Annotated in this window: 16 protein-coding genes; 7 read left to right on the plus strand and 9 right to left on the minus strand. The window is 75.0% G+C overall.

All coding sequences use genetic code 11. The features are described 5' to 3' along the window. Positions 1 to 31 precede the first annotated feature (31 nt). The 4 genes from K4S16_RS25055 to K4S16_RS25075 all read left to right on the plus strand — a co-directional run bounded on the left by K4S16_RS25055 (position 32) and on the right by K4S16_RS25075 (position 4,378). Entirely contained in the window at positions 32 to 1,528 is a 1,497-nt protein-coding gene (locus tag K4S16_RS25055; RefSeq protein WP_149261468.1) for a carboxyl transferase domain-containing protein, read from the plus strand. 209 nt (positions 1,529 to 1,737) lie between these two features. Next, on the plus strand, positions 1,738 to 2,970 hold the full coding sequence (locus tag K4S16_RS25065; protein ID WP_149261469.1) for an RNA-guided endonuclease TnpB family protein: 1,233 nt from the start codon (positions 1,738 to 1,740) through the stop codon (positions 2,968 to 2,970). 28 nt (positions 2,971 to 2,998) lie between these two features. After that, complete coding sequence (locus tag K4S16_RS25070) at positions 2,999 to 3,613, plus strand: class I SAM-dependent methyltransferase (RefSeq protein WP_200842094.1); 615 nt, start codon at positions 2,999 to 3,001, stop codon at positions 3,611 to 3,613. A 144-nt stretch (positions 3,614 to 3,757) separates the two neighbouring features. Next, positions 3,758 to 4,378 carry a hypothetical protein gene (locus K4S16_RS25075; RefSeq protein ID WP_149261471.1) on the plus strand — a complete coding sequence of 207 codons (621 nt, stop codon included), beginning with the start codon at positions 3,758 to 3,760 and terminating at the stop codon, positions 4,376 to 4,378. Here the strand turns inward: K4S16_RS25075 and K4S16_RS44460 are convergent. Continuing rightward, positions 4,351 to 4,524, minus strand: a complete 174-nt coding sequence (locus K4S16_RS44460; protein ID WP_160161022.1) for a hypothetical protein — start codon at positions 4,522 to 4,524, stop codon at positions 4,351 to 4,353. The genes K4S16_RS25075 and K4S16_RS44460 overlap by 28 nt on opposite strands. Positions 4,525 to 4,534: 10 nt before the next feature. Then, a complete protein-coding gene (locus K4S16_RS25080) occupies positions 4,535 to 5,458 on the minus strand; it encodes a hypothetical protein (protein ID WP_149261472.1) in 924 nt (307 codons plus the stop codon). 182 nt (positions 5,459 to 5,640) lie between these two features. On the opposite strand from K4S16_RS25080, the gene K4S16_RS25085 reads away from it, so the two are divergent. Then, entirely contained in the window at positions 5,641 to 6,702 is a 1,062-nt protein-coding gene (locus K4S16_RS25085; RefSeq protein ID WP_149261473.1) for an alpha/beta hydrolase, read from the plus strand. Here K4S16_RS25085 and K4S16_RS25090 read toward each other — a convergent pair. Both K4S16_RS25090 and K4S16_RS25095 read right to left on the minus strand, forming a co-directional pair. Further along, positions 6,699 to 8,126, minus strand: coding sequence for an aldehyde dehydrogenase family protein (locus K4S16_RS25090; protein ID WP_149261474.1), 1,428 nt, complete (start codon positions 8,124 to 8,126; stop codon positions 6,699 to 6,701). The two genes, K4S16_RS25085 and K4S16_RS25090, sit on opposite strands and share 4 nt — an antisense overlap. Before the next feature lie 5 nt (positions 8,127 to 8,131). Further along, on the minus strand, positions 8,132 to 9,610 hold the full coding sequence (locus K4S16_RS25095) for a PucR family transcriptional regulator (protein ID WP_149261475.1): 1,479 nt from the start codon (positions 9,608 to 9,610) through the stop codon (positions 8,132 to 8,134). 91 nt (positions 9,611 to 9,701) lie between these two features. Here K4S16_RS25095 and gabT point away from each other — a divergent pair, with 91 nt between their 5' ends. Beyond that, a complete protein-coding gene (gabT, locus tag K4S16_RS25100) occupies positions 9,702 to 11,063 on the plus strand; it encodes a 4-aminobutyrate--2-oxoglutarate transaminase (RefSeq protein ID WP_149261476.1) in 1,362 nt (453 codons plus the stop codon). A 63-nt stretch (positions 11,064 to 11,126) separates the two neighbouring features. On the opposite strand, the gene K4S16_RS25105 is transcribed toward gabT, so the two are convergent. The 4 genes from K4S16_RS25105 to K4S16_RS25120 all read right to left on the minus strand — a co-directional run bounded on the left by K4S16_RS25105 (position 11,127) and on the right by K4S16_RS25120 (position 15,235). After that, on the minus strand, positions 11,127 to 12,116 hold the full coding sequence (locus K4S16_RS25105; protein WP_149261477.1) for an LLM class flavin-dependent oxidoreductase: 990 nt from the start codon (positions 12,114 to 12,116) through the stop codon (positions 11,127 to 11,129). A gap of 37 nt (positions 12,117 to 12,153) precedes the next feature. Then, on the minus strand, positions 12,154 to 12,462 hold the full coding sequence (locus K4S16_RS25110; protein ID WP_149261478.1) for a hypothetical protein: 309 nt from the start codon (positions 12,460 to 12,462) through the stop codon (positions 12,154 to 12,156). A 105-nt stretch (positions 12,463 to 12,567) separates the two neighbouring features. Next, positions 12,568 to 14,256 carry an ExeM/NucH family extracellular endonuclease gene (locus tag K4S16_RS25115; protein ID WP_149261479.1) on the minus strand — a complete coding sequence of 563 codons (1,689 nt, stop codon included), beginning with the start codon at positions 14,254 to 14,256 and terminating at the stop codon, positions 12,568 to 12,570. Positions 14,257 to 14,371: 115 nt separating this feature from the next. Then, complete coding sequence (locus K4S16_RS25120) at positions 14,372 to 15,235, minus strand: NAD(P)-dependent oxidoreductase (RefSeq protein WP_149261480.1); 864 nt, start codon at positions 15,233 to 15,235, stop codon at positions 14,372 to 14,374. A gap of 79 nt (positions 15,236 to 15,314) precedes the next feature. Between K4S16_RS25120 and K4S16_RS25125 the strand changes: the two genes are divergently transcribed. Next, positions 15,315 to 18,290 (plus strand): BTAD domain-containing putative transcriptional regulator, encoded by a 2,976-nt coding sequence (locus K4S16_RS25125; RefSeq protein ID WP_149261481.1) that lies wholly within the window; start codon positions 15,315 to 15,317, stop codon positions 18,288 to 18,290. On the opposite strand, the gene K4S16_RS25130 is transcribed toward K4S16_RS25125, so the two are convergent. Beyond that, positions 18,287 to 19,477 (minus strand): MFS transporter, encoded by a 1,191-nt coding sequence (locus K4S16_RS25130; RefSeq protein ID WP_149261482.1) that lies wholly within the window; start codon positions 19,475 to 19,477, stop codon positions 18,287 to 18,289. The two genes, K4S16_RS25125 and K4S16_RS25130, sit on opposite strands and share 4 nt — an antisense overlap. Positions 19,478 to 19,572 lie beyond the last annotated feature (95 nt).

Genomic DNA, 19,572 nt, shown 5'->3' on the forward strand with positions numbered 1-19,572 from the left:
TCATGCAGGGGAGGCCGACGGAAGGGGCGCCGTGACGGAGCGGGTCGGGGCGCGCGGGCTGCTGCGCCGCGTGCTGGACGGCGGCGCCTGGACGTCCTGGGACGTCCCGCCCGCCGGGGGGCCGCCGCCAGGCTCCGAGTACGCCGGGGACCTCGCCGCCGCCCGCGAGCGCAGCGGCTGCGACGAGGCGGTCCTGACCGGGGAGGGCCGGCTGCGGGGGCGCCGGGTCGCGTTCGTCGTGTCGGAGTTCCGGTTCCTCGCGGGCTCGATCGGCCTCGCCACCGCGGACCGGATCGTCGCGGCCGTCGAGCGCGCCACCGCCGAGGGCCTCCCGCTGCTCGCCGCGCCGTCCTCCGGCGGCACCCGCATGCAGGAGGGGACGGCCGCCTTCGTGCAGATGGCGCGCATCACCGCCGCGGTGATGGCACACCGCGCCGCAGGCCTGCCCTACCTCGTCTACCTGAGGCATCCCACGACCGGCGGGGTGTTCGCCTCGTGGGGCTCGCTCGGGCATGTGACGGCCGCCGAGCCCGGCGCGCTGATCGGGTTCCTCGGGCCGCGCGTCTACGAGGGCCTGCACGGGGAGCCGTTCCCGCCGGGGGTGCAGGTCGCCGAGAACCTGGCGGCCAAGGGCCTGCTGGACGCCGTGGTGGCCATCGACGATCTCGCGGAGGTCGCCTCCGCCGCCCTGGACGTCCTGTGCGGGCGGCCGCCCTCGGCTCCGGCGCCCCTGCCCGAGAGCGTTCCCCCGGAGGGGACGGCGTGGGACTCGATCGAGCGGTCGCGCCGCCCGGACCGTCCGGGCGTCCGCGAACTGCTGCGCCACGGCGCCACGGATGTGACGCCGCTCTCCGGCACCGGCGAGGGGGAGGCGGAACCCGGCCTCCTGCTCGCCCTGGCCCGTTTCGGCGCGGCGCCGTGCGTCCTGGTGGGCCAGGACCGGCGCGGCCGGCGCGGCGGCCACCCGCTCGGCCCGGCCGGGCTGCGCGTCGCGCGGCGCGGGATGCGGCTGGCCGCCGAGCTGGGCCTGCCGCTGGTCACCGTGGTCGACACGCCCGGCGCCGTCCTGTCGGCGGACGCGGAGGAGGGCGGGCTCGCGGGCGAGATCGCCCGCTGCCTGGCCGACCTGATCACCCTTCCGGCGCCGACGCTCTGCCTGCTGCTGGGCGAGGGCACGGGCGGCGCGGCGCTGGCGCTCCTGCCCGCCGACCGCGTCCTGGTGGCCCGGCACGCCTGGCTCTCGCCGCTGCCGCCCGAGGGCGCCTCGCTGATCGTCCACCGGACCCCGGCGCGGGCCGGCGAGATGGCCGAGGCGCAGGGCGTCCGGTCGGCGGACCTGCTGCGCGGCGGGCTGGCGGACGCGCTCGTCGACGAGCGCCCGGACGCCGCCGACGAGCCGGAGGCGTTCTGCCGCCGCGCCGCCGCCGCGGTGGAGCGGGGGCTGTCCGGCCTCGCGCCGACCGGCCCGGCCGCCCGCCAGGCCCGCTACCTGAATGCGGGCCGGTACTCCGGCTTTCAGGCGGGGTGAAGGCCCGCGCTGGTAGGGCTGCTAGGCCCAGGCAGTGCCTTGACCGGGACGGTTCTGCTGGTCGATGTACTGCTTGACGACGCTCAGCGGTGCGCCGGCGACGGGCACGGCGAAGTACTGGAACTGACCAGAGCTTGCCGGCCCGGTGGTGGTGCACCAGGTGGGGGAACTCCTGCCGCAAGCAGCTCCGGCTCGATACGCTCGTGGTCGTGCAGTTGCGGTACAACTACCGGGTGTACCCGGACGCTGCTCAGCGCGTCGCGCTGGCTCGGGCGTTCGGGTGTGCCCGTGTGGTTTTCAACGACGGTCTGAGGCTGCGCCAGCGGGCCCGCGAGGCGGGCGAGGAGTACATTTGCGACGCGGAGCTGTCCCGCCGGGTCATCACCGAGGCCAAGAGGACCCAGGACCGGGCGTGGCTGGGCGAGGTGTCGGCCGTGGTGTTGCAGCAGGCCTTGGCGGACCTGAATACGGCGTACCGCAACTTCTTCGCCTCGTTGTCGGGCAGGCGTAAGGGCCGCGCGGTCGCTCCGCCCCGGTACCGCTCGCGCAAGGACAACCGGCAGGCCATCCGTTTCACCGGGAACGCCCGGTTCAAGGTCCTGGTCAACGGCCGTCTTCGGCTGCCGAAGATCGGCGATGTACCGGTGCGCTGGTCCAGGAGCCTGCCGTGCGAGCCGACCTCCGTGACGGTGGTCAAGGACGCGGCGGGGCGGTATTTCGCCTCGTTCGTCGTCACGGCCGACGACTGGCCCCTGCCGCCGGTGGAGTCGAAGATCGGTATCGATCTGGGGTTGACTCACTTCGCGGTCCTGTCGGACGGCACGAAGGTGACCGCGCCGAAGTTCATGCGCCGCGCCGCCCGCAGACTCAAGCGGCTGCAGCAAGACCTGGCGCGTAAGCAGAGGGGCAGCAACCGCCGCAAGAAAGCCGTCGTGCGGGTCGCCCGCGCTCACGCGCGAGTGGCCGACACCCGGCGGGACTGGCAGCACAAGCTGTCCACGGCGATCATCCGCGACAACCAAGCGGTGTACGTCGAGGACCTGTGCGTGGCCGGTCTGGCCCGGACCCGGCTCGCCAGGAGCATCCTTGACGCCGGGTGGGCCGACTTCACCGCCATGCTGGAGTACAAAGCCGCCCGGCACGGTCGCACCTTCGGCCGGGTGGACCGGTTCTTCCCCTCCACACGCATGTGCTCGCGGTGCGGCCGGATCAACCAGAAGATGCCGCTCGACGTCCGGTCGTGGGCCTGCCCGTGCGGGGCGGTGCACGACCGGGACGTCAACGCCGCGATCAACATCCTGGCCGCCGGGCAGGCGGACAGGCTAAACGACCGTCGAGCGCGGGTAAGACCGGGACTCGTCCCGGCACCGCGCAGTGAAGCGGTAACCTACCCGGACGCCGCGCGGTCCACGCGCAGCGTGGAGGGAATCTCCGTCCCTTAGGACGGAGAGGATGCCAACGTCAGGGATCATGACCGGGACCGTGCCGCAGGCCTACGACGCCATCGCCGACCTCTACGCCGACCTCTTCCGCGACGCGCTCGACGAGCTCCATCTGGACCGGGCGATGATCAGCGCGTTCGCGGCGATGGTCCCGGCGGGGCCGGTCGCCGACCTCGGCTGCGGCCCCGGCCGCGGGACGGCGCTGCTGCACGACCTCGGCGTGGACGCGTTCGGGCTCGACGTGTCGCCCGGCATGATCGCGCGGGCCCGCGCCGACCATCCGCACCTGCGTTTCGACGAGGGCGACATGACGGCGCTCGACCTCCCCGACGGCGGGCTGGCGGGCGTCCTCTCGTGGTACTCGACCATCCACCTGGCGCCGGAGGAGCTCCCGCTGGCCTTCGCCGAGTTCCACCGGGTGCTGGCACCCGGCGGCCTCGTCATGCTCGCGTTCCAGTCGACCGACGAGGGCGAGGCGGAGGCGTTCGACCACAAGGTCGCCCTCGCCTACCGCAGGCCCCTCGACGACATGGCCGAGCTGGCCGCCCGGGCGGGACTGGTGGAGGTGGCGCGGCTGCTGCGCCGGCCGGCGGAGAACGAGCGCCCCATCCCCTCGGGCTGCCTTCTGGCCCGCAAACCCTGAGGCCGCGCGGCAGATCAGCGGCGGGTTCGAGAGGCGTGCCGCCCGAGAGGACCATGCCCGGTCCAACACCCCTCCCCCGTACGGGGGAGGGGTTTCGCGCTCGCGGGTGATCAACCGGGCCGGGGCGGCTGTGATGGTGGGTCCATGACCCTTGCGAGCACGCCATCGGTTCCGTTCGCGCGGCTGCGCGCGGGCTGGAACGCCGCCCACGAGCCGGTCGCGGGCGTCCCGCGCTGGGCGCGGATCGCGGCCATGGCCGTCCCGTTCACCGTCCTGCCGTCCGGCCTGTGGCGGATTGCGGCCTTCGCCTTCCATCTGCCGATCCTCAGTGACGGCGGCCTCGACACGGGGGACGCGGGGGGCGACGTGCCCGGCTGGCTGCCGCTGGAGGCCTACGTCGTGCTGCTGTCGATCTTCTCGGAGGCGGTGGCGTTCACCGCCGTCGGTCTGATCGCCCGGTGGGGCGAGGTGTTCCCGCGGTGGGTGCCGGGCCTGCGGGGGCGGCGCGTGCCGGTGCTGGCGGCCGTGGTCCCCGGCCTCACGGGCGCCGCGATCCTGACCGCGATGTGGACGGTCTCCATCGTGAACTGCCTGGTGTTCCAGGAGACCATCCAGGGACGCCCGCTGCCGGAGGGCTTCCCCGTCAACTTCGACAACTGGCAGGGCTTGCTCGGCGTGGTCGCCTACGCGCCGCTGGTGGCATGGGGACCGCTGCTCGCCGCCGTCACCCTCGCCTACTACCGCCGCCGCACCCGCGCGTCCTGATCGGTCCGGAAGGCGACGCGGTCAAGCCGGATCGGTGTGGCGGTCTCCATGTACTCGGCATAACGCTCGGCGTTGGCCAGGTGATGCTCGGCCTCCTCGGCCGGCGTCATCCCCCGGAACGGCTTGATCTCTTTCTTGTCGCTCATCGTTCTTTGCTCAGGCGTAGGGGTCGGGGGAGGCGAGGGCCAGGCGGCAGAGGTCGTCGAGGGTGTCGTCGGTGTAGTCGGGGGGCAGCTCGATGCCGAGGGTCCGGAAGACGCCCCGGATCTCCTCGGCGCTCGGGACGCGGCCCAGCTGCATGCTCCGCAGCGCGTGCAGCGGCAGCCGCCTGGCCTGCTGGAAGCTCACGTGCAGCTCCGTCTCCCAGGACAGGTACGTCGGGGTGCCGCTGTTGATCACCAGGGCGGGGAACTCGGGGCCCCGCTGGGTGAAGATGAGGCAGCTCGTCGACAGCTCGTAGCGCAGCAGCGAGTACGCCGACGCCAGCCGGACGTCGATGTCGAGCAGCTCGTACCGCTGCTGGTACCAGGAGGCCGCGAGGATCGTCGCGAACAGCTCGCGGCGGGTCTCCTCCACCGTCCAGGTGTGCTCGGGGCTGTCGGGATCGGTCGCCAGCCGCTGGTGCAGCCGGACGTACTCGCGGCACAGGTCCGGGTTCATCGGGTCGAGGATCTCCAGCCGGAAATCCAGCCTGCGCCGCAGCGGCTGGGCGGTCGCCACGCACTCGGGCAGCGTGACCGCGCGGATGTAGGCGCCCGTCCCGCCCCGGAAGACCCAGCGGTCGGTGGTGCGGCGCGCCTCGGTCAGGACCCGGTTGCACTCGGTCCCGCTGATGACGCGCACGTCCAGCTGCTTCTGCAGGGCCTCCACCGACTTCTGCACCTCGACGCCGCGGGTGTCGCTGCGAGCGCGGTCGCGCAGCAGCACGATGGCGACCACCGCCAGCGTCGCCATGGTCGCGCTCTGCACGAGCTTGGTCGAGGCGATGCCGGCGATGTCCAGGGCGAGGATGACGACCGCCAGGGCGAATGCGACGGCGACGTCGACATAGGCCGTCAGCATCTTCCAGATCCGCTGCATCCACCGCTCCCGTCACGCACCGCCACAGGGCCGCGACGATCCTAACCAGTCCGGTCCGGATGCCAGAGCCCTTTGCGCACGGGGGTTCCAGCGGTTCCGCCGGGTGGTGCGCGCTCCCCGGACGGGGGATGGGCCACGGGGGCTACTGGGGAGTACGGTGTCCGGGACCGAGGGAGGGCCGTATGGCGTCGTTGACCGAGAAGCTGCCGCCGGGAGTGTCGGGGGCCGTGCTCCGCGCCGTGTTCGCGCTGCCGGGGCCCGTGAAGAGGCTCATCGCCGGTGCGCCCGTGCGCAGGGACGGCCAGCTGCTGGCGCTGGACGCGCAGCTCCTGCTGACGGTGATGCGGCTGGAGGGCGAGCAGAGCCTGGCCGGGGGTTCGGTCGGGGACGCCCGGCGGGGCATCGCCCGGGGGCAGGCGTACCTGCCCAGGGTGCCGGCGCGGCCGGTCCGGACTCGGAAGGTGGACGCGGGCGGCGTGCCCGCGCGCCTCTACACGCCGAAGGGCCTCGCTGAGGGGTCGCCGCTGCTCGTCTTCTACCACGGCGGCGGATGGGTCATCGGGAGCCTCGACACCCACGACACCGTGTGCCGGTACCTCGCCGTGCACGCGGAGGTGCGGGTGCTGTCGGTGGACTACCGGCTCGCGCCCGAGCACCCGTACCCGGCGGCGGCCGAGGACGCCCTCGCCGCCTACGAGTACGCGGTGGCCAACGCCGGGGACCTCGGCGCCGATCCCGGGGCCGTCGCCGTCGGCGGCGACAGCGCCGGCGGCAACCTCGCGGCGGTCGTGGGCGTGCTGGCGCGGCGCACGCCGGACTTCGCGCTGCTGTACTACCCGGCGACCGACATGTCCGTCCGGCGGCGGTCGCGGGAGCTGTTCGCGGACGGGTTCTACCTGACCGACGACGACATGACGTGGTTCAGCGACCACTACTGCCCGCAGGAGCGGCGCGCCGAACCGCAGGCCTCGCCGCTGCTGGCCGAGGACCTCGCGGGCTTCCCGCCCACGTACCTCGTCACCGCCGGCTTCGATCCGCTGCGGGACGAGGGCGAGGAGTTCGCGGCGCGGCTGCGGGAGGCCGGCGTGCCGGTCGCGCTGAGGCGCCAGGAGGACCTCATCCACGGGTTCGCGAACATGTGGTCCCTGGGCGGCCGGTTCCAGGAGGCGGCGTCCGAGGCGGCCGGGGCCCTGCGCACCGGTCTGTACGCGGGGCCCCGGGTCCGGGAGAGCGGCCGGGACTAGAGGGGCAGCCCCGTGAGGACCATGACCTTCTCCTCGGTGTAGTCGGCGATCGCCGACCGCAGCCCCTCGCGGCCCACGCCGGAGTCCTTCACGCCGCCGTAGGGCATCTGGTCGGCGCGGTAGGACGGGACGTCGCCGATGACCACGCCGCCCACCTCCAGCTCGCGGTGGGCGCGGAACGCGATGTCCAGGCTCCGGGTGAACACGCCCGCCTGGAGGCCGAACTTGGAGTCGTTGACGAGGGCGAACGCCTCGTCGGCGCCGTCCACGGGCTGGACGAACATGACCGGCCCGAAGACCTCCTCGCGGGAGATCTTGGAGTCGGCCGGGACGTCGGCGAGGACGGTGGGCGCGTACGCGGCGCCCTCGCGGGTGCCGCCGGTGAGGACGCGCGCGCCCGCCGCGACGGCCTCGTCCACCCAGGCCTCCACGCGCTCGGCGGCCTCCTGGTTGACGAGCGGGCCGACCTGCGTCTTGTCGTCCCACGGGTCGCCGGTGACGAGGGAGTCGACCGTGTCGACCAGCTTCGGCAGGAACTCGTCGAGGACGGTCCGGTCGACGTAGACGCGCTGGACGGCGATGCAGCTCTGCCCCGCCTGGTAGTTGGCGAACAGCCCGATCCGCTTGGCGGCCCAGTCGAGGTCGGCGTCGGGCAGCACGACCGCCGCGCCGTTGCCGCCGAGTTCGAGGGTGACGTGCTTGCGCGGCGCCCGTTCCCTGATCGCCCAGCCGACGGGCACGGACCCGGTGAACGACACGATCGGCAGCCGCGGGTCGTCGACCAGGGCGGAGGCCCGGTCGTTCGGCACCGGCAGGACCGAGAACATCCCGGCGGGCAGGTCGGTCTCGGCGAGCAGCTCGCCGAGCAGCAGCGCCGACAGCGGCGTGGCCGGGGCGGGCTTGAGCACGATCGGGGCGCCCGCGGCGATCGCCGGCGCGATCTTGTGTGCGGCGAGGTTCAGCGGGAAGTTGAACGGCGAGATGCCGAGCACCGGGCCCTTGGGCACGCGGGTGACGTAGGCCATCCGGCCCTCGGCGGCCGGGTCGGTGTCGAGCCGCTGCGTCGTGGCGGAGATGCGGCGCGCCTCCTCGGCGGCGAACCGGAACGTGGAGATCGCGCGGGCCACCTCGCCGCGCGCCCACAGCAGCGGCTTGCCGTTCTCGCCGGTGATCAGCCGGGCGACCTCCTCGGCGCGCTCGACGAGCCGCGCGGACACGTGCGCGAGGGCCTCGGCCCGCACGTGCAGCGGCAGCGCCGCGGCCTCCCGGCGGACGGCGTCGGCCGCGGCGACCGCCTCCTCAACCTGCGCGGGCGTCGGCACGGCCGCCGTCCCGACCACGCGGCCGTCGTAGGGATGCGTAACGGTCAGCTCACCGTCACCGGTCTCGGGCCGGCCGGCCAGCCAGAATGGGGTCACGTTCATGCTGTTCACGGTAGCCACGGCGAGCCCGATTGGGAGTCGCCATCATGTCCAATCCTTTCTTCCCCGTTGGACGTGATGGCGAGCGCGATCCACAGCTCGGCGCGGACGGCCGGATCGTCGGGGTCGCGTCCGAGGACCTCGGCCGCCTTGCGCATCCGCGACCGGAGCGTGTGCCGGTGGACCCCGAGCGCCCGCGCCGCCGCCTCCCCCTGCCCGTTGGCCAGGACATAGGCCCGGACGGTATCGACCAGGTCCTCGGCGCGCAGGGGTGCGAGGAGGGCGTCGGCGAAGGCGTGCGCGGCGCCGGGCTCCATCAGTCCGAGCACGCCCTGGCCGGGGAGCCGGGAGTAGTGGAGGACGTCCCGGCCCGACCGCCCGGCCGCCGCGAGGGCCTCCTCGGCCTGCCGCAGCGCGGCGCGCAGGTCACCGGAGGCGGGGTCGCTGACGCCGACCGCCCCGCTTCCGGCGAGAACACGCTCGACCATCTCGAGCGCCTCGTCCGGCACGATCACGGCGATGTGCCCGCCGAGCGGCAGTGCCGGGCACCTCGCTCCGATCGCGTCCGACTCCAGCGCGTCCAGGGCGGCGGCGCCGCCCGCGCAGGCCAGGACCCGGACGGGCCCGCGCGGGACCGCCGGGCCCTCGCCCGGGCGCCCGAGCAGCAGCGCCGCCAGCGACGCCCGCAGCTCGCGCCCGGTGCGCGGCGTCTCCAACTGGAGCGTCAGCAGGGCGACCGCGGCGCCCACGATCGTGTGCGCGGTGGGAGGGAGCGGCGCGTCGGCGCCGACCGCGAGGAACCCGCGCGGCCGCCCGCCCAGCCCGATGCGCTGCACCACGATGTGGTCGTCGGGGACGGCCAGCGCCACGCTCGCGGCCGGGCCGCCCTTCCCCGGCCGGCGCCGCAGCCGGGCCAGCTCGGGCGCGAGGTCCGCGGCGCGCTCGCGGGCCCGGGCGGGCTCGGCGTGCCGCACGTCGCCGGACGCGTCCAGCAGCAGCGCCCACCCGCCGAGCAGCCGGGCCAGCCGGGAGACCAGCGCGCCGGGCCCGGTGAGGGCGGCGCGGGTGAGCTCGCGCTGGGCGTGGAACGCGCGGGTCACACCCTCGTACCACTCGGCGGCGAGCACCCGGGACACCGCCTTGCCGATCGCGATGAACGGGGTCGGGCGCGGCACCTCCAGCAGCACGAGCCCCTGGTCGCGGGCCGCCGCGAGCAGCTCGGCGGGGACGGTGTCGTGGATGACGCCGACCGCGAAGCCGAGCCCGGCCACGCCCCGCGCGACCAGCCGGGACACGTAGTCCCCGGCGTTGGCGGCGGTGAGCCGCATGCCCGTGGTCAGGACCAGCTCGCCGCCCTCCAGGAAGGGGGTCGGGTCCTCCAGTTCGCTCACGGCGACCCACACGACCGGGGTCGCGGGGAGCGGTCCGGTGAGCGACCGCAGGCCGAGCTGGGGGAGGGCGGCCACGGCGGCCAACGTGGGCGGCATGTCAATCCCTGTGCAAAGTGTCTACCTCGCCGGACGGATTTCGCCGTCCCGTACTGTTCATCGTAGGCGGCGCCCGGCTTATGTTCGGGCCATGACCAGCCTGGACAGCACCCTCGGCGCGAGCGGCTTCCGCCTGCCGCAGGAACGCCGCGTCGTGACCGAGATCCCCGGCCCCCGCTCCCGGGCGCTGCACGAGCGGCGCCTCGCGGCGGTGCCGCCGGGCGTCGGCAGCGTCCTGCCGGTGTACGTGACGGACGCGGGCGGCGGCGTGGTCGTCGACGCCGACGGCAACTCGCTGATCGACTTCGGCTCCGGCATCGCGGTGACGAACGTCGGCAACGCCAACCCCCGCGTCGCGGAGCGGGTGAAGGCGCAGGCCGAGCGGTTCACCCACACCTGCTTCATGGTCGCGCCGTACGAGTCGTACGTCGCGGTGTGCGAGAACCTCAACCGGATCACGCCCGGCGACCACGAGAAGCGCTCCCTGCTGGTCAACAGCGGCGCCGAGGCGGTGGAGAACGCCGTCAAGATCGCCCGGTACGCGACGGGGCGGCAGGCGGTCGTGGCGTTCGACCACGGCTACCACGGCCGGACGCTGCTGACGATGACGCTGACCGCGAAGAACATGCCCTACAAGCAGGGGTTCGGCCCGTACGCGCCCGAGGTCCACCGGATGCCGCTCGCCTACCCGTACCGCTGGCCGACCGGCCCGGACAACTGCGGCCCGGAGGCGGCGGCGCAGGCGATCGACCAGATCACCAAGCAGATCGGCGCGACGAACGTCGCGGCGCTGCTGATCGAGCCGATCCAGGGCGAGGGCGGGTTCATCGAGCCCGCGCCGGGGTTCCTGCCCGCGCTCGCCGAGTTCTGCCGCGCCAACGGGATCCTGTTCATCGCCGACGAGGTGCAGACGGGCTTCGCGCGGACCGGCGACCTGTTCGCCTGCGAGCACGAGGGGATCGTCCCCGACCTCGTCGCGACGGCGAAGGGCATCGCCGGCGGGCTGCCGCTGGCCGCCGTCACCGGGCGCGCCGACATCATGGACAAGGTGCACGGCGGCGGGCTCGGCGGCACCTACGGCGGCAACCCGCTCGCCTGCGAGGCGGCGCTCGCCGTCCTGGAGGAGATCGAGGAGGGCAAGCTCACCGAGCGCGCCCGCCGGATCGGGGAGGTCATGCTGCCCCGGCTGCACGCCCTCGCCGAGCGGCACCCCGCGATCGGTGACGTGCGCGGGCGCGGTGCGATGATCGCCATCGAGCTGGTGCGGGAGGGGACGAAGGAACCCGACCCCGAGCTGACCGCGCGGATCGCCCGCCGCTGCCACGAGAACGGCCTGCTCGTGCTGACGACCGGGACGTACGGGAACGTGATGCGCTTCCTGCCGCCGCTCGTCATCCCCGAGGACCTGCTCATCGAGGGACTGGACGTCCTGGAGGCGGCCTTCGCGTGCTGATCCGGCGGCACCCGCCCTCGCGGCGGCACCCGCCCTCGCGGCGGGTTCCGCCGGCGATCCGGGTCAGGCCGCGCCGAGGCTCTCCGGGTACAGCTCGGCGAGGATGTCGTAGGAGCGCAGCCGGTCGGCGTGGTCGAAGACCTGCGTGACCGCCATGACCTCGTCGACGCCCGTCCGGCCGACCAGCTCGTCGAGCTGCTTGCGGACGCCGTCCGGGCCGCCCACCACCTGGTCGGCCAGCCGCGCGTCGATCATCTGCCGCTCCAGCGGCGTGTACGGGTGGGCCGCGGCCTCCTCCGGCGTCGGCAGCGGCCCCGGCCGCCCCTGCCGCAGCCGCAGGAACGCCAGCGCCTGCGGCGCGGCCAGCTCGCGCGCCCGCTCGTCGGTCTCGGCGGCCGTCACCGAGACCCCGATCATCGAGTACGGCTCGTCCAGCGCGCCGGGCCGGAACGACTGCCGGTACAGCGTCAGCGCGGGCACGGTGTTCTCGGCGCTGAAGTGGTGCGCGAACGCGAACGGCAGGCCGAGCAGGCCGGCGAGCCGCGCGCTGTAGCCGCTGGAGCCGAGCAGCCACACCGGCGGCTCGTTCCCGGCGGCCGGGGTCACCTTGCTGTCCGCGGCGAAGTAGTTGCGCAGCTCCACGACCTGCTCGGGGAAGTCGTCGACCGACAGCGCGTCCGGGGACCGGCGCAGCGCCCGCGCGGTCGCCTGGTCGGTGCCGGGCGCGCGGCCGAGGCCGAGGTCGATGCGTCCCGGGTGGAGCGCCTCCAGCGTCCCGAACTGCTCGGCCACGACCATCGGCGCGTGGTTCGGCAGCATGACCCCGCCCGACCCGACCCGCATCCGGGTGGTGGCCGCCGCGACCTGGCCGATCAGCACGGCGGTCGCCGAGCTGGCGATGCCCGGCATCGCGTGGTGCTCGGCCAGCCAGTACCGGTGGAAGCCGAGCCGCTCGGCGTGCCGGGCCAGGTCGAGGGTGTTGCGCAGCGCCTGGGCCGAGGTGGAGCCGGCGGCGACGGGGGCGAGATCGAGGACGGAGAAGCGCACGGTCATACCGTGGCCAACCCGCGCCGGGCCGGTCCTCTTCCCGCTAGCCCTTCAGCGCGGCGAGGACGGCGGCGGCGGCGATCGCGATCACGACGGGGGCCGTGATGCTCAGCCACGACCAGTTCACCAGCGTGCGGGCCCGCGCGGGGTCCTCCCCGAACCGGGTCTCGGCCCGGGTGTACAGGAGGGCGGCGACCACGACCAGCGGCAGGAAGGCGAAGGTCGCGAGGAGGCCGAGGACGAACGCGAGCGCCTGCCCGAACCGGGTGTAGGTCCCGTCCGGGCCGATGCCGAACGCGAGGCGGGGAACGGGCGCCGCTGCGGGCACGGCACCGGACACGGCTTCGGTCATTGAGCGCACCGATCTCTAGGATGTGACCTGGATCATAGCCCCGGGGGTCGTGGTGCGCGAGGGGCCGGCCGCCGCCCGAGCGGCGGCCGGCCCCGGGGCGGCGGCTCAGCGCAGGTCGAGGCCGAGCAGGACGGGGTCGTGGTCGGACGAGCGGAACGCGTCCGGCCGGTAGAACGCGGGAGGGTTGTACTCGGTGTTGTAGTCGAGGAACACCGGCTCGTCGCTGTTGATGTGCCAGATCGTCGCGCCCGTCACGCGGCGGGACAGCGCCCTGCCCGCGAGCGCGTGGTCCAGCTCGCCCGATTGGCCGTCGAACACGTAGCTGTAGCGCTGGCTCGGGCGGACGAACCGCTCCGTCTGCCCGACGAGCCCGGCGCCCTTGAGCTTCTTCACCGGGTCCTCGGCCGTGTAGGCGTTGAGGTCGCCGACGACGAGCGGGTTCGGGACGCCGGCCGCGAGCGCGGCGACGGCCTCGGCCTGGGAGACGCGGCGGGCGTTGTAGCAGCCCTGGCCGTCGCCCTGGTCCTTGTCGGCGCCCGTGGCGTCGCCGCAGCCCTTCGACTTGAAGTGGTTGACGATCATGGTGAACGCCGTCCCGCCGGTCCGGGGGCGGAAGGTCTGCACCAGCGGCGGGCGGTCGAACACCGGGTCCTGCGACGAGCGAGCGTCTCCGACCGGCGTGACCTTCGCCGGCCGGTAGATGAGCGCGACGTGGATCTCGTCGGTCCCCGGGTACGGGTGCTTCACCCACGCGTACGTCCCGGCGCCGGCGGCCTGGTTCAGCCGGTCGACGATCGCCCCCACGGCGGTGTCGCCGTTGTTCTCGACCTCCATCAGCCCGACGACGTCGGCGTCCAGGCCCCGCAGCGCGGCGGTCAGCTTGGTGAGCTGCCGCTCCTGCTCCTCGGCGGTGTCCGCGCCGCGCTTGTCCAGCGTCGTGAACCAGTTCAGCGTGTTGAAGCTCGCGACGCGCACGTCACCGCCGACGTTCCGCGGCCGGTTCCGCCGCGGGTTCTCGTTGTCGAAGTGGGCCGGCCTGGTCGGCTGGAGCGCGTAGTCGCCGAACTGGTAGGTGAGCACGCCGGTCAGCCCGGTCGTGGTGTTCCCGATCCGCAGCACGCGGGGGTCGGTGTACGGGATCGCCGCGGGGTTCTGCACGTTCGACCCGTCGTCGACGAGAAGCCGCCGCGCGTCGTTGGCCGCCTGGGTGGAGCCGTGGCCCTCGGTCGGCTGGAAGAGGCGGCCGCCCGCGGAGACGGTGATCTGCCCGTACCGGCCGAGCTGGTAGGTCTCGGTGGCGGTGAGCCGCTGGCCGAACCGCAGCAGCATGCCCTCGTACTGCTCCATGGCCGCGCCGCCCTTGAGCGGCAGCCGGACGGCCGCGGGCGCGACCTCGCCCGTCCCGCACACGTCCACGGCCGAGACCGGCGACAGCTCGGTCAGCCCGTTGTACTCGACGGCCTTGCCGGTGACCAGGACCCGGTCGCCGACCGCGACGTCCGTGGTCGAGTAGACGAACAGCCCGTCGGACGTCCGGGGGTCCGAGTCGGGCGTCGGGTCCTGGACGAAGAAGCCCTTGAGCTGGTCGGAACGCTGGAAGTCCGCGGTCACGACGCCCTCGACCCGGACGGTCCGCCCGGCGAGAGGGGTCGCGCCGCCGCTGCCCTGGACCTCGGAGATCTGGTGGTCGGCGGGGGTGCCGCAGGTGGGCGGCTCCGCCGCGGCGGCCGCCTGGACGCCGGCGGCGAGGCCGGCGGTCAGGACGGTCGCGAGTGCTGCTGCTGTTCGGCGCATGCCGGGAGGGTACGGGCGGGCCTCGGCGGCTCAGCGAACCGTTAATGAAGACTCCACCAATTTGCAACGGATTGTCGTGATCAGGGGCACCGCCTGGCCCGCCCTCGCCGGACGGCTACCGCGCGGGGCGCTCCAGCAGCGTGATCAGGCGGGCGAGGCCGTCCTCGCCGTGGCCCTCCTCGACCGCGCGGTCCAGCAGGTCTCGGAGGGGGAGCAGGTATCCGGGGTCCACGCCCTGGTCGCGGCTCGTCTCGATCAGGCCGGGGAACGCGACCTGGCTGGTCGCGATGCTGGAGACGCTGGTGGCGAAGTCGCCCGCGTCGACGGCGCGGGCCTGTTCGGGGAGCGAGCCCAGCATCGCGGTCAGCCACGCGGTGGCCATCGGTGCGAACTCCGCGGCCGGGACCTTCTCCGACCGGGCGAGCGCGACGGCGTGCTGGAAGCCGGCGATCATGCCGTACATGGCGTCCAGCAGCGCGAGGTCGAGCAGCGGCGCGAGGCCCGGGTCGGCCCCGAGGAATTGCGCCCGGCCCAGCACCTCGAGCGTCTCGCGGTGCTCCTCGAACGCCGCCTCGTCGCCGCTGTAGAGGATCAGCGCCTCCGGGCGTCCGATCATCGGCGGGACGGCCATGATCCCGCCGTCCACGTACCGGGCGCCGAGCCCGGCGACGCGGTCGGCCATGGCGCGGGCCTGCCGCGGCGTCCCGTTGGTGAGCTGGACGATCGTCCGCCCGGCCGCCGCGCCGGTGTCGAGGACCTCCTCGGCGTTCGCGTACACGGACAGGCACACGATCACCAGCGGGCTCGCGGAGATCGCCGCCGCGGCGCTCTCCGCCTCCACCGCGCCCTTGGCCGCGAGGGGCCCGGCCTTGGCGCGCGAGCGGTTCCAGACGGTCACCGTCCGCCCGTCCTTCAGCAGCGCCTCGGCGAGCGCGCTGCCCATCAGCCCCAGTCCGAGCACGGTCACGGATGTCGTCATTTCGGTTCCTTCCGGTAGTAGGGCCCCAGCGTGCTGCGGGCGGGTTCGGGAAAGGTTCGGGCCGCATTACGGTGGGTCCATGCGCTTCGGGGTCCTCGGTCCGCTCGAGGTGCGGACGGAGGACGGCCGCCTCGTCCCGGTCCCGGACCGGAAGGTGCGGGCGCTCCTGGCCGACCTCCTCGCGCACGCCGGGCGCGCCGTCCCCGCCGACCGCCTCGTCGACGACCTGTGGGGCGACGCGCTGCCCGCCGCTCCGGTCGCGACGCTGCGGGCCCGCGTCTCCCAGTTGCGCCGGACGCTGGAGGACGCCGAACCGGGCGCTCGCGCGCTGGTCGAGACCCTCCCGCACGGGTACCGGCTGGCTGCGCGGACCGACGCGCTCGACTTCGCGGACCTCGCAGGGCGCGCGGCGGACGAACCCGGCCCGGCCGCCCGGGCCGCGCGGTTCGCCGAGGCGCTGGCGCTCTGGCGCGGCCCCGCGTTCGCCGACTTCGCCGACGCGCCGTTCACCGCCCCCGAGATCGCCCGCCTGGACGAACTGCGCCTCGCGGCGCTGGAGGGGCGCGCCGAGGCCCGCCTCGAACTGGGCGAGGACGCGGCACTGGCGGCCGAGCTGCGCGGGCTGGTGGACGAGCACCCGTTCCGGGAGCGGCTGCGCGCCGCCCACATGCGCGCCCTGTACCGCGCGGGCCGTCCCGCCGAGGCCCTCGCCGCCTACGACGACCTGCGCATCCGGCTGCGCGACGACCTGGGCCTGGACCCCTCTCCCGCGCTGGCGGCCCTGCACGCGTCGATGCTCCGCCGCGATCCGGCGGCCGGCGGGCCGCGGGGCAACATCCCGGCCGACGTCGCGCCCCTCGTCGGCCGGGACGCGGCCGTCCGGGAGCTGGCCGCGCTGCTGGAGGAGTCGCGGCTGGTGACGCTGCACGGGATGGGCGGGGTGGGCAAGACGCGGCTCGCGGTGGCGGTCGCGCGCGCCGTGCGCGACCGGGGCGAGGCGTGGCTCGTGCGGCTCGACGAGGGTCTGGAGGCGGGCGCGACCGCCGACGACGCGGCGTCGTTCGCGGCCGGGGTGCTCGGGCTGCGCGACGACGCGGGCTCCGGCGGCGGCCCGGCCGCGCGGCTCGGCGAGGCGCTGGGCGGCAGGAGGGCGCTGCTGGTCCTCGACAACTGCGAGCACGTCGCCGAACCGGTGGCGCGGCTGGCGGCGGCGCTGCTGAGGGACGTCCCGGACCTGCGGGTCCTCGCCACCAGCCGGGAGCCGCTCGCGATCTCGGGGGAGCGGCTCTGGACCGTCCCGCCGCTGGACGCCCGCGCCGCCGCCGCGCTGCTCGCCGAGCGGGCGGGCCTAGTACCCGGCCAGGGGAACGCCAAGGCGATCGCGGCGGTGTGCGACCGGCTCGACGGCGTCCCGCTGGCGCTGGAGCTGGCGGCGACGCGGGTGCGGGCGCTCGGCCTCGCCGGCCTGGCCGAACGGCTGGACGACCGCTTCCGGCTGCTGTCGTCCGGCGCCCGCGATGCCCCGCCCCGGCAGCGGACGCTCCGCGCCCTCATCGACTGGAGCTGGGAGCCCCTGGACGAGCGCGAGCGCGCGGCGCTGCGGCGGCTGGCGGTCCACGCGGGCGGCTGCACCCTCGACGCGGCCGAGGCGGTCTGCGGCGCCGGCGTCGAGACGCTCGCGAGCCTCGTCGACCGGTCGCTGGTCGTGGCCGGGGAAGGGCCGCGGTACCGGCTGCTCGAGACGGTCGCCGCGTACGGCGCCGAGCGGCTCCGGGAGGCGGGCGAGGAGGAGCGGGTGCGCCGCCGCCATGCCGAGTACTACATCGGCCTGGCCGACCGCGCCGACCTGCGCGGCCCCGGCCAGCGCGACGCCCTGCGGCGGCTGCGCGCGGAGACCGGCAACCTGCGGGCCGCCCTCGACGGCGCCGTCCGGGGCGGGGACGCCGGCCTCGCGCTGAGGCTGGTGAACGCGATGGGCTGGGCCTGGTTCCTGTGGGGCCGGGCCGGTGAGGCGCGCCGGGCGTTCGAGCGGGCGCTCGCCGTGCCGGGCGCGGCGGACCGGTCCTCCGCGGCCCGGGCCCGGACCTGGCACACCGGGTTCGCCATGCTGGACGGCGACGGCGCGGACCGCGACGAGCGCGTCCGGGAGGCACTCGCAGCCGACGGCGACCCGTGGGCGCACTGGTTCCTCGGGTTCGTCCGGGCCGGGTTCGGGGACCTGGAGCCGATCGGCGGTCTCACCGCCCGCGCGCTCGACGGGTTCCGCGCCCGCGGCGACGCGTGGGGCGAGGCGGCCGCGCTCGCCGTGCGGGCCGCGCAGGCGCTCTCGGCCGGCGACCTCGCCCGCGCCGAAGGCGACGGCGAGCGGGCTCTGCGGCTGTTCGGCGCCGCGGGCGACCGGTGGGGACGCCTCCAGGCCACCGAGACGCGCGGCCTGCTCGCGGAGGTGACCGGCGACTACGCCCGCGCCCGTGACCTCCACGAGAGCGGCCTGCGCGACGCCGAGGAGCTCGGCCTCTGGGCGGAGGCGTCCGGCCGCCTGGCCCGCCTCGGCCGCGTCGCGCTGCTCGAAGGCGACCTCGACGGCGCCGACGACCTGCACGAGCGCGGCAGGCGGCTGGCCGTCCGCGAGTCGCACCGCCGGATGGAGCACTTCGCCGAGGTCGGCCTCGCCCTCGCGGCGCGCAGGCGCGGGAACCTGGACGAGGCCGAGGCGATCCTGCGCCGCTGGCTCGGCTGGTGCCGCGACATCGACGGCGCCCCGGGCCTCGCCTTCCTCCTGGCCGAGCTGGGGTTCATCGCCGAACTGCGGGGCGACGCGGGCCGGGCGCTCGACCTGCACACCGAGGGCCTGGCCGCGGCCCGCGCCACCGGCCACCCGCGCGCGGTCGCGCTCGCGCAGGAGGGCCTGGCCGGTGCGCTCTCCCTCGCGGGCCGCCGCGCGGAGGCGGCGGAGGCGCTGGCCGCCGCGTCACGGGCCCGGGCGGCGGCCGGCGCGCCGCTGCCCGAGGCGGAGCGCGGCGACGTCGACCGGATCGCCGCCCGCCTCGGCTAGGAGCGGCGGGAGAACGCGAGTGGGAGGGCCAGCAGGATCACGGCGGCCGTCAGGGCGAACGCGACCGGGTAGCCGGTCGCTGCGGCGGCGAGGCCGAACGCGGCGCCGCCGACGCCCATCCCGCCGTCGTAGCCGACGTTCCACAGCGCGCTGACCGTGCCGTAGCCGGACGCGGGCGCGCGCTCGAACATCATCGCCATGCTCGCGTTCTGCGTGACGCCGAAGCCGGCGCCGAACACCACCATGGCGGCGAGGACGGCGACCGTGTTCGGCACCAGGGCCAGCAGCGCGACGCCGGACGCGGCGACGGCCACGGCGGGCATGAGCAGCCGCCCGGCGCCGTGCCGGTCCCCGACCCGTCCCGCCCACAGCCGCGCGAGCGTGGTGGAGGCCGGCTGGACGAACAGCGCCGCCGCCGCGATCCCGGCGGGGACGGCGTCCGGCAGGAAGGTGACCAGGATGCCCGCCGCCATCGCGGTCGAGGCGAACGCGACGGCCGGGCGCAGCAGCGCCGCCGACCGCAGCCCCGCGGCGATGCCGAACGGCCGCTCGGGCTCCGACGACGTGGTGGGCGGGCCGGTGATCCTGCGCGGCAGGCCGGGCAGCACCGCCAGCGCGGCGAGGGAGGCGGCGGCGCCCGCGACGAACACCGGCGTGTAGCCAACCCGGCCCGCGAGCCACACGCCGAGCGGCAGCGCGAGCAGCGACGGCACCCCGGCCACGACCCCGAACAGCCCGATCCCCTCGCCGCGCCGCTCCGCCGGGACGAGCGCCGCGAGCAGCGCGCCCGTGACCACCACGGTCACCGCGAAGCCGAGTCCGCGGACCAGGCTCACCGCGGTGATGGTCGCCATGGACGAGGAGAACGGCAGCGCGAGCGTGGGCGCCCCGAGCAGCAGGATCCCCGCCGCGAGCACTCGCCGGTGCCCGAACCGGTCGAGCAGCCGGGGCAGCGAGAGCTCGGCGAGCACCGTCGTCAGCATCAGCGCGCCCGTGGTGACGCCGGCGCCGACGCCGCCCGCTCCGCCGTCCACCGCGTACATCGGCACGACCGAGAACAGCAGGAAGAACCCCGTCAGCGTGGTGAAGGCGCCCGCGAACACCAGCGCCAGATGCCGCCCGACCAGCCGCGGCCGTGCGGCGCCGACGGCAATCGGATGGGGCAGCGTCCCCTGTGTCTCGCTCATGGCGACTCACTGTGGGGGGCGACCCCCCACACCCCCCGGTTCGCTTCGCTCATGAACAGACCGTAAATGAGCATCCGGCCTGCTATATGGTCCAA

It is taken from the genome of Actinomadura sp. K4S16 (genome assembly GCF_008327685.1).
Lineage (GTDB): Bacteria > Actinomycetota > Actinomycetes > Streptosporangiales > Streptosporangiaceae > Spirillospora.